Annotated in this window: 20 protein-coding genes; 8 read left to right on the plus strand and 12 right to left on the minus strand. The window is 69.2% G+C overall.

The genetic code is table 11. The features are described 5' to 3' along the window. Both E4634_RS02315 and E4634_RS02320 read left to right on the plus strand, forming a co-directional pair. Entirely contained in the window at nucleotides 1-606 is a 606-nt protein-coding gene (locus tag E4634_RS02315) for a nuclear transport factor 2 family protein (RefSeq protein WP_135440985.1), read from the plus strand. Beyond that, nucleotides 603-1832 (plus strand): MFS transporter, encoded by a 1230-nt coding sequence (locus tag E4634_RS02320; RefSeq protein WP_167854734.1) that lies wholly within the window; start codon nucleotides 603-605, stop codon nucleotides 1830-1832. The genes E4634_RS02315 and E4634_RS02320 overlap by 4 nt, the downstream gene beginning before the upstream one ends. A gap of 9 nt (nucleotides 1833-1841) precedes the next feature. Here the strand turns inward: E4634_RS02320 and E4634_RS02325 are convergent, their stop codons facing one another. Then, a complete protein-coding gene (locus tag E4634_RS02325) occupies nucleotides 1842-2711 on the minus strand; it encodes an LLM class F420-dependent oxidoreductase (protein ID WP_135440987.1) in 870 nt (289 codons plus the stop codon). 137 nt (nucleotides 2712-2848) lie between these two features. Between E4634_RS02325 and E4634_RS02330 the strand changes: the two genes are divergently transcribed. Continuing rightward, entirely contained in the window at nucleotides 2849-3343 is a 495-nt protein-coding gene (locus E4634_RS02330) for a SixA phosphatase family protein (protein ID WP_135440988.1), read from the plus strand. Here the strand turns inward: E4634_RS02330 and E4634_RS02335 are convergent. Continuing rightward, on the minus strand, nucleotides 3321-4241 hold the full coding sequence (locus tag E4634_RS02335) for a LysR family transcriptional regulator (RefSeq protein ID WP_135440989.1): 921 nt from the start codon (nucleotides 4239-4241) through the stop codon (nucleotides 3321-3323). The genes E4634_RS02330 and E4634_RS02335 overlap by 23 nt on opposite strands. 108 nt (nucleotides 4242-4349) lie before the next feature. Here E4634_RS02335 and E4634_RS02340 point away from each other — a divergent pair, with 108 nt between their 5' ends. The 5 genes from E4634_RS02340 to E4634_RS02360 all read left to right on the plus strand — a co-directional run bounded on the left by E4634_RS02340 (nucleotide 4350) and on the right by E4634_RS02360 (nucleotide 7912). After that, nucleotides 4350-5201, plus strand: a complete 852-nt coding sequence (locus E4634_RS02340) for a pirin family protein (RefSeq protein ID WP_135440990.1) — start codon at nucleotides 4350-4352, stop codon at nucleotides 5199-5201. A gap of 137 nt (nucleotides 5202-5338) precedes the next feature. After that, entirely contained in the window at nucleotides 5339-5575 is a 237-nt protein-coding gene (locus tag E4634_RS02345; RefSeq protein WP_135440991.1) for a hypothetical protein, read from the plus strand. After that, on the plus strand, nucleotides 5575-6879 hold the full coding sequence (locus tag E4634_RS02350) for a dicarboxylate/amino acid:cation symporter (RefSeq protein WP_135440992.1): 1305 nt from the start codon (nucleotides 5575-5577) through the stop codon (nucleotides 6877-6879). The genes E4634_RS02345 and E4634_RS02350 overlap by 1 nt, the downstream gene beginning before the upstream one ends. A gap of 60 nt (nucleotides 6880-6939) precedes the next feature. Further along, nucleotides 6940-7590, plus strand: coding sequence for an MBL fold metallo-hydrolase (locus E4634_RS02355; RefSeq protein ID WP_276606614.1), 651 nt, complete (start codon nucleotides 6940-6942; stop codon nucleotides 7588-7590). Then, nucleotides 7583-7912: a DUF2288 domain-containing protein gene (locus tag E4634_RS02360; protein WP_135440993.1), complete on the plus strand. Its 330-nt coding sequence runs from the start codon at nucleotides 7583-7585 to the stop codon at nucleotides 7910-7912. Before E4634_RS02355 ends, E4634_RS02360 begins: the two co-directional genes overlap by 8 nt. Here E4634_RS02360 and E4634_RS02365 read toward each other — a convergent pair. From E4634_RS02365 to E4634_RS02410, 10 genes are read right to left on the minus strand one after another with little or no spacing between them, the layout of a single operon-like run. Next, nucleotides 7896-9269: a M48 family metalloprotease gene (locus tag E4634_RS02365; protein ID WP_135440994.1), complete on the minus strand. Its 1374-nt coding sequence runs from the start codon at nucleotides 9267-9269 to the stop codon at nucleotides 7896-7898. The two genes, E4634_RS02360 and E4634_RS02365, sit on opposite strands and share 17 nt — an antisense overlap. A 2-nt stretch (nucleotides 9270-9271) precedes the next feature. Next, nucleotides 9272-9931 (minus strand): hypothetical protein, encoded by a 660-nt coding sequence (locus tag E4634_RS02370; RefSeq protein WP_240725050.1) that lies wholly within the window; start codon nucleotides 9929-9931, stop codon nucleotides 9272-9274. Beyond that, on the minus strand, nucleotides 9928-10608 hold the full coding sequence (locus E4634_RS02375; RefSeq protein WP_240725051.1) for a hypothetical protein: 681 nt from the start codon (nucleotides 10606-10608) through the stop codon (nucleotides 9928-9930). The genes E4634_RS02370 and E4634_RS02375 overlap by 4 nt, the downstream gene beginning before the upstream one ends. Before the next feature lie 4 nt (nucleotides 10609-10612). Next, entirely contained in the window at nucleotides 10613-11614 is a 1002-nt protein-coding gene (locus E4634_RS02380; RefSeq protein ID WP_135440995.1) for a vWA domain-containing protein, read from the minus strand. After that, the gene (locus tag E4634_RS02385; protein ID WP_135440996.1) at nucleotides 11614-12705 is read right to left on the minus strand and encodes a VWA domain-containing protein; all 1092 of its coding nucleotides are present in this window, start codon (nucleotides 12703-12705) and stop codon (nucleotides 11614-11616) included. Before E4634_RS02385 ends, E4634_RS02380 begins: the two co-directional genes overlap by 1 nt. A gap of 2 nt (nucleotides 12706-12707) precedes the next feature. Next, a complete protein-coding gene (locus E4634_RS02390; protein ID WP_135440997.1) occupies nucleotides 12708-13940 on the minus strand; it encodes a hypothetical protein in 1233 nt (410 codons plus the stop codon). Between the two features lie 10 nt (nucleotides 13941-13950). Continuing rightward, nucleotides 13951-14733 carry a MotA/TolQ/ExbB proton channel family protein gene (locus tag E4634_RS02395; protein WP_434783491.1) on the minus strand — a complete coding sequence of 261 codons (783 nt, stop codon included), beginning with the start codon at nucleotides 14731-14733 and terminating at the stop codon, nucleotides 13951-13953. A 21-nt stretch (nucleotides 14734-14754) separates the two neighbouring features. After that, the gene (locus E4634_RS02400) at nucleotides 14755-14988 is read right to left on the minus strand and encodes a hypothetical protein (RefSeq protein ID WP_135440999.1); all 234 of its coding nucleotides are present in this window, start codon (nucleotides 14986-14988) and stop codon (nucleotides 14755-14757) included. A gap of 4 nt (nucleotides 14989-14992) precedes the next feature. Further along, a complete protein-coding gene (locus E4634_RS02405) occupies nucleotides 14993-17146 on the minus strand; it encodes a PEGA domain-containing protein (RefSeq protein ID WP_240725052.1) in 2154 nt (717 codons plus the stop codon). After that, nucleotides 17143-18660: a tetratricopeptide repeat protein gene (locus E4634_RS02410; protein ID WP_135441000.1), complete on the minus strand. Its 1518-nt coding sequence runs from the start codon at nucleotides 18658-18660 to the stop codon at nucleotides 17143-17145. Before E4634_RS02410 ends, E4634_RS02405 begins: the two co-directional genes overlap by 4 nt. Nucleotides 18661-18704: the final 44 nt, after the last annotated feature.

Below are 18704 nucleotides of genomic sequence, written 5' to 3' on the forward strand. Positions count from 1 at the left end.
ATGAGCGATACCAACCATGCGCCCGGGCGCGAGGCGCGGCTGGCGGCCATGCTCGACCGCCAGGACATTCTCGACTGCCTGGGCCGTATCAGCCGGGCGATCGACCGCTTCGACCGCGAGCTGTTCCTCTCCGGCTACCACGAGGACGCGGTGGTCGACGCCGGCAGCCTGGTGGGGGCGCCGGGCGAGGTCTACGACCGCGGCGCCGAACTGCACGAGCACGGCCAGACCTCGACCCTGCACAACCTGCTCAACCACTACTGCGAACTGGACGGCGACAGCGCTCACACCGAGACCTATTTTTTCTATTCCGGGGTCAACCGCGACGGCAGCAACTGGATCGGCGGCGGCCGTTACCTGGACCGCTTGGAGCGCCGCGCCGGCCACTGGCGGGTGAGTTTCCGCTACACCCTGATGGAGTGGTCGGCGACCCTGGACGGCAACGCGGTGCCGCTGTTCGAGCAGATTCCCGACCTGCACGCCAACGGCACCCCCTGCCGCACCCGCGAGGACCCGTCCTACCGGCGGCCGCTGGTCAACCGCCGCGCGCCGCGCTCGCCCGGCGACATGCGCGAGCTGAGCCGGCCGCGGGGGGACGACGCGTGAGTGATGCACCCCTGTCCGCCGCCCGCCACTGGTGGGTGATTCTCCTGTGTTCGCTGGTCTGCCTGCTGGACGGGTACGATGTGCTGGTGGCGCCGATCAGCGTGCCGGTGTGGAGCGAGCAATGGCAGTTGCAGGCGTCCGCGTTCACCCCGGCGCTGGCCGCCACGGTGCTGGGCATGGCGTTGGGTGCAGTGTTCATCGCGCCGCTGGGGGATCGCCACGGCCGCCGCCCGGTGCTGGCACTGAGTTTTGCGGTGGTCGGCGTGGCCAGCCTGATGACAGCGCGCGCCGACAGCGTGCTCGAACTCACCCTGTACCGGGTGGTCACCGGCCTCGGCATGGGCGCCAGCCTGACCAACGCCCTGGCCCTGGCTTCGGAGGTGGCGCTGCCGCACCTGCGCACGCGGATCACCGTGTGGGTTTACTCCATGTCCGCCGTGGGCAGCATCATCGGTGGCCTGGTGGCGCCAGCGATTCTCGAGCGGCTGTCCTGGCAGGGCCTGTTCTACACTGGCGGGGTGCTGCCCCTGGCGCTGGCGCCGCTGCTCTGGTTCGGCCTGCCCGCCGGCGGTGGCAGTGCGCCGGCAGCCGGCGCCGCGGGCGGCCTCGCCGGAATCATGCGCAACCTCGGTGCGCTGCTGGCGGCGCCCTACCGCGCCACCACCTTGCTGCTGTGGCTGTTCTACTTCGTTTGCCTGTTCACCATGTACGTGATCTCCAGCTGGCTGCCGACGCTGATGCACATGAACGGCTGGACCCTGGCCGCCTCGGTGCGCGGCATCATGTATTTCAGCCTCGGCGGCGTGCTCGGCGGCTTCGTCATCGGCTGGCTGGTGGATCGCCGGCACACGGCGCTGGCCCTGTACGGCGGCTTCGCGGTCGCTGGGCTGGCGCTGCTCGCGCTGCTGGTGGCGCCGGCGGATTTATTCCTGTGGATGAGCCTGGTCGGGCTGGTGGGTGCCGGTGTGGTCGGTGTGTCCTACGCGATCGGCGCCCTGGCGGCGGCGACCTACCCGGCTGAACTGCGCGCCGGGGGTATCGGCACCGCCAGTGCCATGGGGCGCCTGGGTGCGACCCTGGCCCCGGTGTTCGGAGGCTGGCTGATTGCCGGCGGGGCCTCGGTGCTGGAAATCTTCGCCAGCCTGGTCGCGGTGGTCGCCCTGGGCCTGGTTGCGGTATTCGTGTTCAGCCGGGTGGGACTGCCACTGCGCGATGCCGGCGGCTGACGTGGGCGTCTACATCAGCCCGTTCTTGCGCAGGGTGGCGGCCACCTCCGCGATGTAGTCGATGTGCTCGGCGGCGGTGCTGAAGCCCTGGCCCATGGTGTTGACGCAGGCGTGGGTGCCGCCGGCCTCGCCCCAGCGCGCCACGGTCTCCGCCACCGCGTCCGCACCCTTCGCCTTGAGCATGTTGCAGTGCAGGCCGAAGCTCTCCGGGTCGCGGCCGCCATCGCGCAGCAGTGTTTGCAGCCTGGCCGCCTGCTCGAAGGCGTCTGCCGCGCCGTCGGCGCAGATGAAGCCGTCGGCGATGCGTGCGGCGCGCTCCAGCGCCACATCGGCGAAGCCGCCCATGTAGATGGGAATCTGGCGCCGGGGCTTGGGCAGCAGGGCGGCGCGGTCGACGCGGTCGAACTCGCCGCTGAACTCCACCAGCGGCTCGCCCCACAGCTGGCGCAGCAGGTCGACCTGTTCGCCGACGCGCTTGCCGCGGGTGTGGAAGTCCTCGCCCATGGCGTCGTACTCGACGTAGTTCCACCCGATACCCACGCCGAGGCGGAAGCGCTGGTTGGAGAGCAGGTCGAGGTCCGCCGCCTGGCGCGCCACCAGCACGGTCTGGCGCTGGGGCAGGATGAGAATACCGGTGACGAACTCCAGGGTCGTGGTGATGCCCGCCAGGTAGGCGAACATCACGAAGGGGTCGTGGAAGGGGTCGTTCTCGGTGTAGGGGCCCCACAGCTTCGGTTCGCGGTCGTGGGTGGCGCCGAGCACGTGGTCGTAGGCCAGCAGGTGGTCGAACCCCTGGGCTTCCACCGCCAGCCCGATATCGCGCACCGCCGTCGGCTCTCCCTGCAGTTCGTTCTGCGGATAGATAATGCCGATTTTCATGAACGACTCCCCATTCTGAGCATGAAAGTTCTATAAATGCGCGTTTTGTGCATGGCTATCCAACGCCAGTATGCCAGAATTCAGCCGTGGAGAATGCGAGGCCCCGGGGAGCGGGGCCGCTATCAATAAGGAAGCCTATGAAAACACTGCACCTGTTGCGTCATGCCAAGTCATCCCAGGATGAGTCGGGACTGGAAGATCGGGAGCGCGGCCTGACTGCCCGCGGCGAGCAGGACGCGCCGCGCATGGGCGCCGCCCTGGCCGACGAACTCGAGCCCATGGTGATAGTGGTGAGCGCGGCGCGCCGCGCGCAACTGACCCTCGAGGGTTTGTGCGCGGGCTGGCCCGGCCTGGGCGATCTCGAGCACCGCACCGAGGGTGCCCTGTACACCTTCGACGGCGACAACCTGCAGGACTGGCTGCGCACCCAGGCCGGTGCCGGCGACAGCCTGTTCCTGATCGGCCACAACCCGGCGTTCACCGACCTGATCAACCAGCTGGTCGGCGAGAAAGCGATCGACAACCTGCCCACTGCGGGCTACGCCCGCCTGCAACTGGACATCGACGACTGGCCGAAACTGTGGCCCGGCTGCGGCACGCTGGAGCGCGTCATTCGTCCCAAGGAACTGTAAACGCCCCCGGTTCCGGGTAGTCTGCGCAGGCGCTGGCCAGCAGCTCACCCAGGCGACACACCACCGGACCCGCGCGGTCCGGGTCCGCATACACCAGGTACAATTCGGCATAGCGACGCGAGCGCGCCCCCAGGGGCAGCTCGCGCAGTCGCCCGGCCTCGAGTGCGGCGCGCGCCCGGGTCAGCGGCAGCCAGGCGAAGCCCATGCCGCGCTCGATCATCGCCACTGACGTGGCCAGGTGACTGACCGTCCAGCGCTGCTCCGCGCCCAGCCAGCCGGAATCCACGCTGCGGCTGCGCGCGGAATCGCGCACCACGATCTGTCGGTGGCGCTGCAGGTCCTGCAGTGAGAGTTCGCGGCCGAGGCCGTGCAGCGGGTGGTCCGGATGGGCGACGGCGACAAACTCGGCGCGCATCAGCGGCTCGCCAAGGAAGCCGTCCGGCGTGCTGCCGGTCACCAGCAGGTCGACGATTCCCGCGGTGAGCAACTCGGCGCCGCCGGACAGCACCGTCTCGTACAGCTGCACGCGGGTATTGGGAAAGGTGTCGGACAGCGACTGCAGCACATCCGCCAGTGCCAGGTAGGGATAGATTTCGTCCACCGCCACGCGCACCTCGGCCTCGACGCCGGTGGCCAGGCTGGCGGCGACCTCCTCGATTTGCTCCGCCTGCGCCAGCAACTGCTGGGCGCGGCGCAACATCAATTCCCCCGCCTCGGTCAGCTGCGCCTTGCGTCCCACCACCTCGAGCAGGGGCAGGCCGAGCTGGTCCTGCAGTTTGTGCACCGCGTGGTTGATGGTCGACTGGCTCTTGTGCACCGCGGCGGCGGCCTGGGCGAAACCGCCGTGCTCCACTACCGCCTGCAGCATGCGCCACTGTTCCAGGGTTGTCCGGTGCATGATCGATAAATATCCGATAAAGACGAAAGGATTGGCGGATATTATGCGATTTAATTCCTAAAAAAACGATAATAAGCTGCTCCCTCGACTGCAAGGGAGGAACCCCCAATGAAACCACGTGAAGTCATGGAAGTCCGCGCCAGCCGCGCCACCCGCGACGGCGACGGCGTCGCCATCGCCCGCGTCGTGGGCATGGGCCACGCCCGCATGGACCCGATCCTGATGCTCGACGAGCTGCGCTCTACCGAGCGCGGGGATTTTATCGGCGGTTTCCCGCCGCACCCGCACCGCGGCATCCAGACCCTGACTTACATGAAGCGCGGCGGCCTGATCCACGAGGACAGCGCCGGCAACCGCGGCGAGATCCGCAGCGGCGGGGCCCAGTGGATGTCCGCCGGCAGCGGCGTGATCCACTCGGAGATGCCGACCCCCGACACCGGCGAACTGCACGGCTTCCAGATCTGGGTCAACCTGCCGGCGGCGCGCAAGATGAGCGAGCCGCGCTACCGCGACCTGGCCGTGTCCGAATTGCCGACACTGCAGGTGCCGGGAGTGAAAGCTGTCGCCATCGCCGGCGACTGGACGCTGCGCGGCGTCGGCGAGCTGACCGGCCCGCTGGACGAACTGGCCCGGGTGGCCGGCCTGCTGGACCTCGACCTGGCCGCGGCGCAGTCCGTGGAACTGGCGCTGGCGCCCGGCGAGAACGTCCTGGCCTACGTGTATGACGGTGCCCTGGTCGAGCGCAACGTTACCCACGGCGCTGGCCGCCTGCTGCTGACTGGCGACGGTGACAGCTGGACCCTGCATGCGGGAGGCGAGGGCGCCAGGGTGCTGCTGCTGCGCGGCGAGCCGCTGCGCGAACCGGTGGCGCACTACGGTCCGTTCGTGATGAACACGCCGGAGGAGATCGACGAGGCGCTGCGCGACTACCAGGAAGGTCGCCTGATTCGCTCGGCCTGAGCGGGTTGATTCCCCCGGGGCGCGTCGCGCGCGGTTGGCGACGCTGATTCCCGGGCTCCCCAGGCGGGTGCGACGGCTGCGCTGCGCTGCGAGGAGTGATAGGCTTTGCTCTTCTTTTTTCGAGCGGAGTCACTCCCATGCGTATCGCCCTGTGCGCTGTCCTGGCCTGCCTGCTGGCGGGCTGTGCAAGCAAGGCTGCTGTCGGCCCTTCCTCCCGCGTCGCCTGCACCGAGCCGCGCCCCCAGGTGTGCACCATGGAATACGACCCGGTGTGCGCGGAACTCGCCACCGGCGGTACCACCGAGGCCTCCTCGCCCTGTAACGCCTGCGCCCGCGACGATGTCGTCGGCTACAGCCGGGGGCAGTGCGAGTAGTGTCACTGACCAACAAAATCCTGCTGGCCATGGTCGCCGGGATTTTACTCGGCTCCATCCTCAACCTGCTGGTCAACGCCGACGCGCTGGCCCTGCAACACCGCCAGTGGGTGGACACCTACGTCATCGACGGCCTGTTCGAGGTGGTGGGGCGCATCTTTGTCGCCTCGCTCAAGCTGCTGGTGGTGCCGCTGGTGCTGGTCTCGCTGATCTGCGGTTCCGCCTCGCTGGGCGACAGCGCGCGCATGGGGCCGATCGCCGGCAAGACCCTGGCCCTGTACCTGGCCACCACCGCCATCGCCATCACCCTGGCCCTGCTGGTGGCTTCACTGGTGAGCCCGGGGGCGGGCATCGAGATGCAGGGGGTGGCGGCGTTTGAACCGACCCCGCCACCGCCGCTCAAGGAAGTGCTGGTCAACATCTTCCCCTCCAACCCGGTGCAGGCGATGGCCGAGGGCAACATGCTGCAGATCATCGTGTTCGCCCTGCTGTTCGGCTACGCCATCTCCCACGCGGGTGAGGCCGGCCGCCGTCTCGCGGCGTTCTTCAACGACCTCGACGCGGCCATCATGAAGATGGTGGAGATCCTCATGGCGCTGGCGCCCTGGGGTGTGTTCGCGCTGCTGGCGCGCCTGTTCGCCAACCTCGGCCTGTCCGCCATCCTCGACCTCGCCGCCTACGTGCTCACCGTGCTCGGCGTGCTGCTGTTGCATGCGCTGGCGGTGTACAGCCTGCTGCTCAGCATCCTCGGCCGCCTGTCGCCGCGCATGCTGCTGCGCAAGATGCGCCCGGTGTGGGCCTTCGCCTTCAGCACCGCGTCCTCCGGCGCCACGCTGCCGGTGACCCTGCGCACGGTGGAGAAAAAACTCGGCGTGCACAATTCTGTCGCCGGTTTCACCGTGCCGCTGGGGGCCACCATCAACATGGACGGCACCGCCATCATGCAGGGCGTGGCGACGGTCTTCATCGCCCAGGTCTACGGCGTCGAACTGGGCCTGGCTGAGTTCCTCACCGTGATCCTCACCGCGACCCTGGCCTCCATCGGCACCGCGGCGGTGCCCGGGGTCGGCCTGATCACCCTGGCCATGGTGCTGGAGCAGGCGGGCCTGCCGGTGGAGGGCATCGCCCTGATTATCGGGGTCGACCGGATCCTCGATATGGTGCGTACCGCGGTCAACGTGACCGGCGACGCCACCGTCTCGGTGATCGTGGCGCGCAGCGAGCAGCAGTTCGACAGCGCGATCTACGACGACCCGCGTGCGGACACTGCGGCGGCCGCCCGCAGCGCCGGGGCCATACCCTAGGGCGGGCCGGCGCTGTGGTATCCTGTGCGCCTTTTCCCAACCCAGCGCCAGGTTTCTCGCATGTCGATTCAGTGCACCATCGTGCCGGTCACTCCCTACCAGCAGAACTGTTCCATCATCCGCTGCCAGGCCACCGGCCGCGCCGCCATCGTCGATCCCGGCGGTGACGTCGAGCGTGTGCTCGAGGCGGCGAAGAATATGGATGCCGAGGTGGAGAAGGTCATCCTCACCCACGCCCACATGGACCACTGCGCGGCCTCCGACGTGCTGCGCCAGCGCCTGGACATTCCGATCGAGGGCCCGCAGAAAGAGGACAACTTCTGGCTGGAGAAACTGCCGGAGTGGTGCCGCATGTCCGGCTTCCCCCACGCCGATGCCTTCGTGCCGGACCGCTGGCTGGAAGACGGCGACACGGTGACCGTCGGTGAGCAGGTACTGGAAGTGCTGCACTGCCCGGGGCATACGCCCGGCCACGTGGTGTTCTACTACCGTCCGCAGCAGGTCGCCTGGGTCGGCGACGTTTTGTTCCAGGGCTCCATCGGTCGCACCGACTTCCCGCGCGGCGACCACGACCAGTTGCTGGCCAGTATCCGCGGCAAGCTGTTCACCCTGGGTGATGACATCACGTTCATCCCCGGCCACGGCCCCACCTCGACCTTCGGCCACGAGCGCCGCAGCAATCCCTTCGTAGCGGACCCCAACTATGGCTGAGGCGGAATCCCGCGAGGCTCTGCTGCGCCGCGAGTACCACGGACAGACCGCGCGCATCCGCTGGCACGACCTGCAGACCTATTACGCCCACGGCTCGGTAATCGCCGTCGCCGCCGACCTCGACCTGGTGGAAGTGGCGGTGCAACTGGGCCTGGACAACACCGCGCAGTTCCAGCAGTGGATCGCCGACAAGCGCATCGCGCCGGTGCACGACGAGCAGGCGCTGGCCTGGTACGAGGGCGATGCGGTGTTGTGGGCGGTGGTGGCGCCGCCCTGGGTGCTGGTGCAGGTGGTCGACGAGCGCCCTAGCGAATCATCTTGATCCAGTCCCCGACGCGCGGCTCGCCGCGCGGGTAGAGCCCGTTGATCAGGCGCAGCTGCTCCTCGGCGTAGGGGATGTCGACGCTGGAGGCGAGGCTGGCCATGGTCGCGCCCCGCGGCACCTGGATGAAGTGGACGAAGTGCGGGTCCGGGTTGGTTTTCTCCTGCGGCGCCAGCGGCCGGAAGCTCTCGATCATCGCCAGTAGCTCCGCGTCTGCGGCGGCGATGTCCGCCGCGCTGGCCACGAACAGGTAGCTGTAGTTGTAGTCGATCACCGCCAGCCGTTTGGTCACGCCGGCGCTGCTGGCCAGGGCGGTGTAGCCCTGCAGGCCGGCCTGTTCCAGGGCCTTGCCCTCACCGAGTTCTCCGGTGGCGGCGTCGCGCAGTGCCTGTTCCGGACCGTCGCTGGTACGCCGGCGCAGGGTGATGGTCAGGCTGCTGGCGCCGTCCGCCGAGCTGGCGATGATGGCGCGGCTGCCGGTTTCCACGGTCCAGCCGGGCGGGTGGGCGAAGCTGAAGGCGAGCTTGTCGTGGTAGTAGCGGTTCTCCTCGCGCTGGCCCTGGATGCTCTCGCCCCAGACCAGGCCATCGAGGTGGCCGAGGAACTCCCCCGGTTGCTCGGGGCTCTCCACGTATTCGTCACTATGCAGCTCGCGGGCCTTGTCGATCACCTCGTGCAGGCGCTTGTCGTTGCGCGGGTGCGAGGCGTACAGGCCGTGGTAGGTGCCCGCCGGCTTGCCGCTGCTGCGCGCCTTGATGCGCGCAAACTGTTCCTGGTCCTTGAGTACCGACAGCACCTGCAACATGGCCTGCGGGTCGTAGCCGGCGCGGGAGAGGAACTCCGCCCCCAGCCCGTCCGCCTCCAGTTCCATGTCGCGGCCGTAGCCGCTGAGTAGTTCCGCACCGTAGATTTCCGCGGAGCGCGCCACGTCGCCACTGCCGGTAAAGATGAAACTGGCGATCGCCGCCGCCTGGCCCGCCCAACTGGCGCGCTGCTGCCTGCCGTGGTGGTTGGCGGTGATGTGGGCGATCTCGTGACCGAGTACGCCGGCCATTTCCTCCTCCGACTCGAGGTAGGGCAGCATGCCGCGGCTGATGTAGATGAAACCGCCGGGGGCGGCAAAGGCGTTGATGATCCCGGAGTCGAGTACCCAGAAGGTGAACTCGCCGTCCGGGTCATCGGAGGCGGCCACCAGGCGCTGGCCCACACGCTCGACATAGGCCTTCAGTTCCGGGTCGTCGTAGATCTGGCCGGCCTCGACCATCTGCCGGTGCGCCTTGGCGCCGGCGCTTTCGCCGTAGACCGCGTTCGCCGCGGCCAGCAGCAGGAGCAGCACAACTGCGAATTTCCTGCCCATGCTCAGTAGTTCCCCGACAGGAACTGCAGCAACTGGGCGCCCAGGCTGTCGCAGGCGGTGCCCTGTACCGGCGCGATGATCGGGATGGGCACGATCACCGCGGGCATGTAGGACTGGCCGGTGGCCGTGGTGTTGACGCGCCCGACCTCTGACTGCCCGGTGAGGTCCCAGATGGTGGCCTCGTACTCGGCGTCGTTGGACCAGGTGCCGAAGCCGAAACAGCCGCCGATGCCGGGGCCGACCGCGCAGGCCATGGAGCCGCCGGCATCGGAGCTGACCGTATTGCCGTCGATCCAGATCATGTAGCCGGTGTTCAGCTCGCGCATGCGCTGGGCGACCACCTGCTGCTGCAGCAGGCGGTCGATGTCCTGCGGGTGCAGGGGCGCGGTGCGCGGTTCGAACCAGGGGTAGAGGGCGTTGATGAAGTCCAGCTCGCCGATCACCCGCACGCCGGGGTCGCGGTCGGTGATGTAGTCGCCCAGGCACTCGATGAAATCCGGCTCGGTCTCGTAGTCCGCCGCGTGGCGGCGGCCGAGGATCACCACCGAGGCGTTGCCGACCCCCGCCTCGGGTTCGTTGTACACCAGTTCGTCCACGCGCGCGGTGACGCAGCCCTGCAGCAGGGCCAGCGCGGCGATTACCAGGGGCAGGCGCGCGCTCACGAGCGGTCCTCTTTATCCGCTGACGCAGCCGGCGACGACATCACCACCGCCGGCTCAAGGAAGGCCCGCACCGCCGGCAGTTGCGCGAAACTGGTGATGAAATTGGCGCCGGCATCGCGCAGGGCGACCACCGCCGCGAGGTTGACCGCGGCCTGGTCGCTCTGCAGGAAGGCGGTGGGCGTCTTGCCGTAGGCCGGCATGGTCCACTCGGCGATCAGCTCGCCGCCGGTGGTGACCAGTTCAAAGCGGTAGCGCATCCAGATCTCGTAGACCTTGACCTTGGTCTGCGTGGGAATGGCGTACTGCAGCTCGTCCACGTGCGGAATGAGCACGGCGTTGACCACCGGGTTCATCTGTTGCGGGCCGGGCGGCCCGTCCATGTACACCAGATCCCGGAACATGCCTGCGAGCACGGTATCCCACATCTCGACCTGGGCCGGACCGGTCTCCACGATCCACGCCGACTGCTCGCGGCTGGTGGTCTCGTCGTGGAATTCGTGGGTGCGGAATTCCTGCGGGTACCACACGCCGATCTTCAGCGGCAGCGGGTCCATCAGCGGGCGCGGGAAACGCCCCTGCACGTTGACCGTGGTCGGCCCGCAGGCGCACAGGGCCAGCGCCAGCAGCGCGGCCAGCGCCAGGCGGCTAACACGGCCAGGACGGTTAAAGCGGCTCACGTTGTCAGGGCCGGAAGTCGTTGAGCGCAACAAACGTCCCTCCGTTGCGATAGGCCAGCTCCCGCATCAGGGTGGCGAAGCGGATACCGGTGCCCTGCATGTTTGGGGCGCGGGCAAACTGCACTGGGAAGCCCACGCCGTGGATGCGCACCCGGCGGTTGCCCTGGGCGTCCGCCCGGTTGAGCTGGTCCACGGTATCCACCACCTCGGCGATGGAGCGGCCGCTGAATTCGTCGCCGAACACGTACAGGCTGATTTTCTTGTCCGGGCTGTAGTAGGTGCGAATCGCCGCCTCGATGCCCTCCACCGGGCTGGAATTACTGAACGCGTTCCAGTTGCGCAGGGTCTGCATGATCACCTTGCGCCGCGCCGGCGAATCCGGAATCCACTCGCCGCGGTAGCTGCTGAACATGTACTGGCCCATGTCGTTCATCACCTGGATGCCCTTGACCCCGGGGTAGACGTTCAGGGTCGCCTCGACCTCCATGACCATGCGGTCCCAGGCGTAGGAGAACATCGATCCCGAGGTGTCGATGATGAAGATAATGTACTCGCTGTCCACGGGAATGCCACCGATCAGCGCGTTTTTCGCCAGGTGCTGCCGGCCCAGCAGGCGCTCCATCTCGGCGGACAGCGACTGCCGCGCCCGCGCCAGCTTTTCCGTGATCACCTCGTTGCTGCTGCTGGACACGCGGGTGTCCTCGAAGCGCGCGCGGGCGCTGGCCAGCTGCCCCTCGAGGATGGCGATGCGCTCATCGTACTCGGACAACTGCTCGTGGCGCGCGTTGAGGTCGCGGTTGAGCACCACGGTCTCCCCGCGCACTTCGTGCAGCTGTTCCTGCAGGTCCGCCAGCTGCGCCTCGAGGTTCACCGCCGAGGACTCGATGATCTGCGGCTGCACGGTCTTGGTAATCATCAGCAGCAGGATCACCGCGCCGAAGCCGCAGCAGATCACGTCGAGGAACGACAGCGAGAATTCCTCCGGTGCCCGTCGCAAGCGCGCCATCAGGGCCAGTCCCTGGAGGGGCTGAGGAAGGAACCCTGGCTGACCTGGGCCAGCCGCCAGTAGTTCGCCGCCGCCATCGGGTCGCCCTCCAGTGGCTCGAGGATGACGTTGACCGGTACGCCGGGGGGCAGCTTCTTAACCGCACTGGCGAACAGTTCCTGGCGCTGCTTGCCGCTGACCTTGCCGCCGCGCGGCGCGCCCGCGCCCTGGGTGGGCAGGCCGTCGGTGATGAGGAAGATGTTGTCCGGCGCGGGCACCAGGCGCTGCAGCGCGAGAAACGCGTTCTCCAGGCTGGTGCCACCTGTGGGCACCACCTGGCGCAGCTCGGCGGACACCTTGTCGAGGATCGCGCGGTCGGCCACCGGCAGCCAGCGGTCCGCGGTATCGGGCAGGGCGAAGCGCGCCTGGTTGCCGAAGGCGACCACCTGGTAGTCCGCGCCCGGCGGCAGTTGCGCCAGCAGCCAGTCCACGGTGGCCAGGGTGCGCGTCCACTTCTCGGCCTTGCGCTGCACTCCGGCTTCCATGTTGCGCAGGCGGATGATATTGACCAGACGGTCCGCGAGCATGCTCGAGGAGGTGTCGACCAGGATGGCGATGCGCTGGCCGCCCAGCTTGAGGCCGGTGAGGTACTGGCGATTGCCCTCGCCGATGAACCCGCGCGCGTTGCGCCCGCTGTCCTCGCTGGCGGCGGCGCGCAGTTTTTCCACCTCCCGTTCCAGCGACTGGATCTCCGCCTGCAGCTTGCCGACTTCGGCCGCGCCGTCGGGGTTCTCGGCGAGCAGGCTCTGGATCCTGGCCTCGTAGTCGGCAGTCTCGTCAGTGATGCGGGTGGCGCGCCCCTGCGCCTCCACCAGCTTGAGGTCGACGTCGGACAGGGTGTTGCGCAGGGCTACCAGCCCGGCCTGGCCCTCCTCGACCTCCTCCTCCATGAAGTTGACCTCGGCCAGCAGCTCGCGGTTGATCTCGTCGGACTGCGCCTGCACCGAGTGGTCGATAATCAGGAACACCAGCACCACGGCGCCGAAGCCGCAGGACATGATGTCCAGGAAACTGAGGTTGAAGGGAATGGCACTGCGTTTGCGGCGGGCCATGTTCAGCTACCGTGGTCGACCACTTCGATCAGCCGGAACTCGCGCTCGCCGGCGACGATACAGTCGCCGGTGGCGAGTGCCTGGCCGCTGGCCGCGCTCGCACCATTCACCAGGGCCGCGCCGCGCAGGGTCCACGCGCCGGCGTCGAGGACAATCGAGACGCCCGCGGCGAGTGGTGTGCCTGCGGCGGCCAGGGGCTGGGCGCTGGCGCCCTGCAACAGGTGCGTGGGCGGGCGCGCTACCGGTGCCGGCTGCTGCGCGGTCTCCGTGTCGTCGGCGGCGCCGTCCAGGCAGGGCAGTTCGGTGACAAAGGCCAGGGCGGTGTCGCGCACCACCAGCTGAGCCTCGAGAGCCGTGGCGCTCGCCCGCAGTTGTTGTTCATCGACCTTACGCGCCTGCGGGAACGCCTCGGCCATCCCCGGCAACAGGGCCACCAGGGGGTCGACGAGCAGCGATGCGGCGTCATCCAGCGCGGCGTGCGCGGCCTGGAACAGGCGCCCGGCGGCGCTGGTGAGTCCGCTGCGGTCCAGGCGAACCCGGTAGCCGTCGATCTCGATATCACATTCGCTGTGGGCGCTGAGCGTGGCCAGTGCGCCGGGCAGCGCATCGTACAGGGCCTGTTCGCTCGCCGCGCGGCGCCGCGGGTCGAAGCGCGTCTGGCGGATGAAGGCGTCCGCCACCACCTGTACCTGTTGTTCCTGTAATTGCAGCAGGCCGCAGCCGGGCAGGGGCGTGCTGCGCTGCACGCTCACCCGCTCCCCGTCGTGGCTGAAGCGCGTGAGCAGGGCCTGGTGCAGCTGCAGCTCGAGGTGGGCATCGGCGCGCTGGCCGGCGGCCAGCAGCACCGCGCGGTCGACCAGACCGACGATGCGGAACGGGCACTGCTGGGCGATCCCCAGCAACAGGCTGAGCTGCTCGCGCGGCATGCTGCCGGGGCAGGCCAGCAGCAGCTCGTCCGGCGCCCCGCCTTCGGCGTGCAGGTGTTCCAGGTGCGCGTGCACCAGGTCCGCCGTGTGCCGCGCCGGTCCCAGCGCCGGTTGCAGCGGGGCGGTGCCCAGCTGCCACCAGAAGCGGTTGTTGATGTCGCGTGGGCGCAGCCGCGCGCTGGCCCGCGCCGCCTCGCCGAAGCGGTAGGCGCCGCCGTCGAACAGGGCGTAGCCGGGGCTCTCCAGCGGCGCGCCGTCGGTCCACAGGCGCAGCTTGCAGTCGTTGATGTCGAGCAGGGCGACGGGCATGGACGGCGCCTCAGGAAACCAGGTGGCGCAGCAGGCGCTGGTCCGCGTAGCGCTGGCAGTCCAGCACCAGGCGCTCCTGCACCAGCTGCAACTGGTGCAGGCAGAACATGATGATGATCGACAGCACCAGGGCGACGAAGGTGCTGTTGAAGGCCACACCGAGGCTCACGGTGACGCCGGAGATATCGCCCTCCACCGCCTTGTAGGCCTGGCCGAGGGCGTCGCCGATACCGCGCACAGTGCCGATAAAGCCGATCGACGGGATGGCCCAGGAGATGTAGCGCACCATGGACAGCTCGGAGTCGAGCCGGTCCGCCTCGATCTCGCAGTTCTCCTTGATGGTGTCGGAGACCGCTTGGATGCTGCCGGTGGTGGCGAAGCGCTGCAGCGCGGCGAGCAGTGTGCGCGGCAGCAGGTAGTCCTGCTCCGCGTCCGGCAGGGCTTCGATGGCGCGGCTGTACTCGCGCGCGTCCTGCGGCAGTACGCTGGTGCCCTCGGGGATATCCAGCAATGAGCGCGCGAACAGCGCCTGCTCGTGCAGGGTGCGGCGCGCCTTGTAGCCCATCACCGCCAGCGCCCACAGCAACAGGATGAAACAGGCCTCCTGCTCGAAGTCGCGCACCACCACCGCCAGGCTGCGCTCGGGCACGAAGTCGCCGCCCGCGGCCTGCAGTTCCATCTGCCGCGCGATCGCCGCGTCCGCACTGGGCCGAATGGCGCCCACGTATACCGCGTGCACCACGATGACCGCGATGAGCAGCGCGAACAGCTGGTAGATGAATTCGGACGACATCCTGTGCTTCATGCGCGGGCCTTAAATGTCTGCGGGAAAGGAGACCGACAGGTCCTCGGAAATCTGTTCCGAGGCCTCGTAGTCGGCGGGGTTGCGAGCGGGGGCGCTGGTGGGCGGCGCCGCCTGTTCGCCGGTATCGCCGGCCGGGTCTGGCGACGATTCCTGCGCGGGCGGCGGCTCGGGTGCGTCCTCCGCAGTTTGCGCCAGCGCCGGTGCGACCCACAGCGCGAGCAGCAGGGCGAGGGTCTTGTGCATGCCGTTACTCCGCATACCGGGCCAGCCTGAATCCTACGTCATCGCGCCCGGCTTGCCCATAATCGCGGTAGGATAGGCGCAGTTCGCCGATGCGGCTGTGCGACCAGCCGGCGCCGCGGATCACGTAGTTGTCGCCGCTTTGCGCACCCAGCGGGTCGGTCTCCGCCTCGCCGGTGCCGGAGGGGATGCTGTATGCATCGTTGGTCCACTCGGCGACGTTGTGGCCCATGTCGTACAGCCCCAGGGCGTTGGCGCCGAACGCGGTGACCGGTGCGCTGACCACGTGGCCGTCCTCGTAGCCGGCGAGGAAGCGACCGGTGATGTACGCCGAGGAGTTGTCCGCGTAGTTGCCCACCGGCTCTTTTGGCGGGAACACGTCGCCCCAGGGGAAGCGCAGCAGGTCGGCCCCCTTGCTGCGTGCGGCCCAGGCCCACTCGGCCTCGCTGGGCAGGCGGTAGCCGGTGGAGCGCGCATCGAAGCCGGTGATCACGCCGCGGGTCTCGATATAAAACGGCGCCAGGCCCTCGCGCCGGCTCAGCCAGTTGCAGAAGCTGGCCGCCTGCTGCCAGCTGACCTGCACCGCGGGCTGCTGGTCGCGGTTGAGGCTGTTGCCCTCGATCTGCCCGGAGTTGTGCTCCTTGCGGTACTGGCGGAACTGGGCGTTGGTGACCTCGGTAGTCTGCAGGTAGAACGCGCGGCGCAGGGACACCGGGTGCAGCACCTCATTGGCGCGGCGGCCCGGCTCGCGGCGCGAGGCGCCCATGGTGAAGTCCGCGGTGGGCGAATCCGCCGGGCGGAACAGCAGCAGGGACTGGCCGAGGGCGCTGGTCACCTTGCTCGGGGTGCGCGCGGCGCGCGCTTCGGCGTCGGTGCGCAGGGTGATTTCCAGTTTCTGCTGCAGCCCGGGGCGCGGCGTCACCTGCTGGCGCTGGGTGTTGTAGCCGGGCAGCACAACCTCCACCCGGTGCGCGACTGCCGGCAGCGACAGTACCTGGCTGCCGCGTCCCACCGTGCGGCCGTCGATGCGCAGCTCCGCCTCGGCGGGGGCGATGACGAAGGCCACCTCGCCGAGTTGGGCGCGCAGGGCGATCTCGCGGCTGTCGCGGGAGGCGGCGGGCATGCGCAGGGTCTCGCTGTGGCGGCGGTAGCCGGGCTTGAATACCGCGAGCTGGTGGTCGCGCTCCGGGGTCACCTCGACTTCCAGCGGCGTCTGGCCGAGGAACTCACCGTCCAGGGTGACATTGGCGCCCGCCGGTGTGCTGGTCAGCTGCAGCAGGCCGACGGCGGGTTGCAGTTCGATGCTGCCGAGGTCCTGTGCCTGGCCCGCGATGACCTCGAGCTGGTGCACCCAGTCCGCATAGCCGGGGCTGCGCAGGATGAGCTGGCGCTCGCCCTCGACGACCTGCAGGGTGGCGGGGGTGGTGCCGGCGGGTTCGCCGTCGACCAGTACCTGGGCGCCGGCCGGTGTGCTGGCCAGCGCGATGTCCGCCCAGGCCGGTTCCAGGGCGAACTCGAACTGTTGTGCGAGGCCGCGGCCGGTGACCTCGATGTCCTGTTCCGCGCCGCGGTAGCGCTCTGCACTCAGTTCGAGGCGATGGCTACCGGCGGAAACTGACACGCCCTGCAGCGGCGTCCGGCCGAGCACCTCGCCATCGAGGGTGACCTGTACCTCGGCGGGGGTGGTGCGAATGTCGAGGCGGCCGGGCAGGGGTGCCAGCGCCAGTGCCAGGCGCTGGTTCTGCTCGTCGGTTACCGTGACGCTGGTTTGCAGCGGTTCGTAGCCGGGTGCCGATGCACTCACCCGGTGTTCCCCCGGCAGGAGCAGGTAGCGCGAACCGAAGGGCACAGCCAGGCCGCTGACGCTGATGTCGACCTCGGCCTGCGCGGTCACCTGCACTTCCAGCGAGCGCGCGCTGAACAGGAACCACAAAAGCGCGACGGCGCACAGCACGGCCGCGCCCAGCGCCCAGCGCAGGCCGCGGCGCTCGGATCGGCGGGGGGGCGGCGCGCTGCCCAGCGGTTCGAACGCGCTGGGTTCGATCCGGGTGGGTTCGCTGCGGGCGGGCTCCAGCGGCGCCGGATCAAGCGGCGTTGGGGTAAGCGAGCCCGGCTCGATCGGTGTGGGATCGATGGGCGTGTGACGATCATTGCTGCTCACAGGATGCGCTCGCTACAGGCCACGGTCACGGGCGCTGGCGCCTGGTCCGCGCTGACCTCCAGGGTCACCAGCACATCGCGGTAGCCCACGCGGGAACCGCGCACCGTGTAGCTGCCGGGACGCAGGTCCAGCTGGCGCTGCTGAAAGCGGCCGAGCCGGGCGGTGCGGTAGATGAGAACCTCAGTCTGGCCGTCCGAGTGCAGGGTAACGGTGACCGGGGTGTTGGCCTTGCGCAGCAGGGTGTCGATTGTTTCGACCTGCCCGCGCAGCCGGGGGCCGGGATTGTCGATGCCGCGGCCCTGGGCGAGCAGTTTGCCGGCGGCCTCGGCGACGGCGACGTCCGACAGCCGGCCGGGGTTGTCGACGATGTCCTGCAGACCCTTGTCCAGGGCGGCGCGCCGCTGGGCGCGGGCCAGGCCCTCGCGGGCGAATACCACGCTGGCATCCAGCGCCAGCGCCTGCTCGTAGGCGGTGACTGCGTCCGACCAGTGTTCGTCCTGTTCCTGTTGGGCGCCCCGCGACTTGAGCCGGCCCAGGCGTCCGGACTGCTCGGCCACGGCCAGTTCCGCGAGTGCACTGGTGGCCTCGTCGGAGCCCTCGCGCAGGCCGGCGGCGCGCTGGAAGGCGGCGCGCGCCGCGCTGTAGTCGGCGCTGTCCAGGGCGCGGTAGCCCTCGCTCATGGCCTGGTTGAACTGCAGGTCGCGGTAGGCCGCGGTGACGCGCTGCAGTTGCGCCTGAACCCGCGGGTGCGCGGGGTCCAGTTGCGCGGCTTCGGCCAGCGCCGCCTCGGCCGCGGCCAGGTCGCCGCTCGCCTCGGCTGCGGCCGCGCCCTCCTGCAACTCGTTGACCCGGGGCAGTTGCTGCAGGCGCTGTTCCAGCGCGGGGATCGCACCGGCGTCGGGGTCGATCAGGCGGGCTATGTCCAGGGCGCTGCGTGCCGCGTCCAGGGCGTTGCTATCGATGGCCTCGCCCACCGCAGCCAGCTGGCGTTCGCCGGCGGCGGGCAGGTCGGCGCGGATGGCCTCCAGCTGCTGCAGGGCGCTGGCGTAGGCCTCACGGGCGGCGACGAAGCGGTTCTCGCGGTAGTCCTCGTCGCCCTGGCGCGCGGCTGCGATGGCACTGGAATAGGCCTCGCCCGCCCACTGTTCTGCGCCGTGCTCGTCCAGTTCAAACTGCACGGCGAGCAACTGCTCCAGCACCTCGCGGGCCTCGCGGCGCAGTTTCGCGGTCTGGGCGTCGGCCCAGGGTGAGTCCTCCTCAACCGCCTGTGAGCTGCCGCCCTGTGCGGGGGTGTGCGCCGGGGAGGGCGTGGCAACGGTGCCGGGTTCAGCCTCCGGCGGGGTGACCCGCTGAGGCAGCCAGAACACGACCAGCAACGCTGCGAGCAGCAGCGCGCCGAGCGCCGGCCACAGCCAGCGCGGCGCACCGGCAGGCGGCGGCGGTTCGGCGGCTGGGGAGGGCGGCGCCAGCTCGAAGGGTGTGGGCTCCAGGGGCTGGGCTTGCGGTGACTTCAATCGGGGGGACCTTGCGTGCGTTGGAAGTATGCGGCTCGTGGCTG

This window comes from Mangrovimicrobium sediminis (genome assembly GCF_004745945.1).
Taxonomy (GTDB): domain Bacteria; phylum Pseudomonadota; class Gammaproteobacteria; order Pseudomonadales; family Halieaceae; genus Mangrovimicrobium; species Mangrovimicrobium sediminis.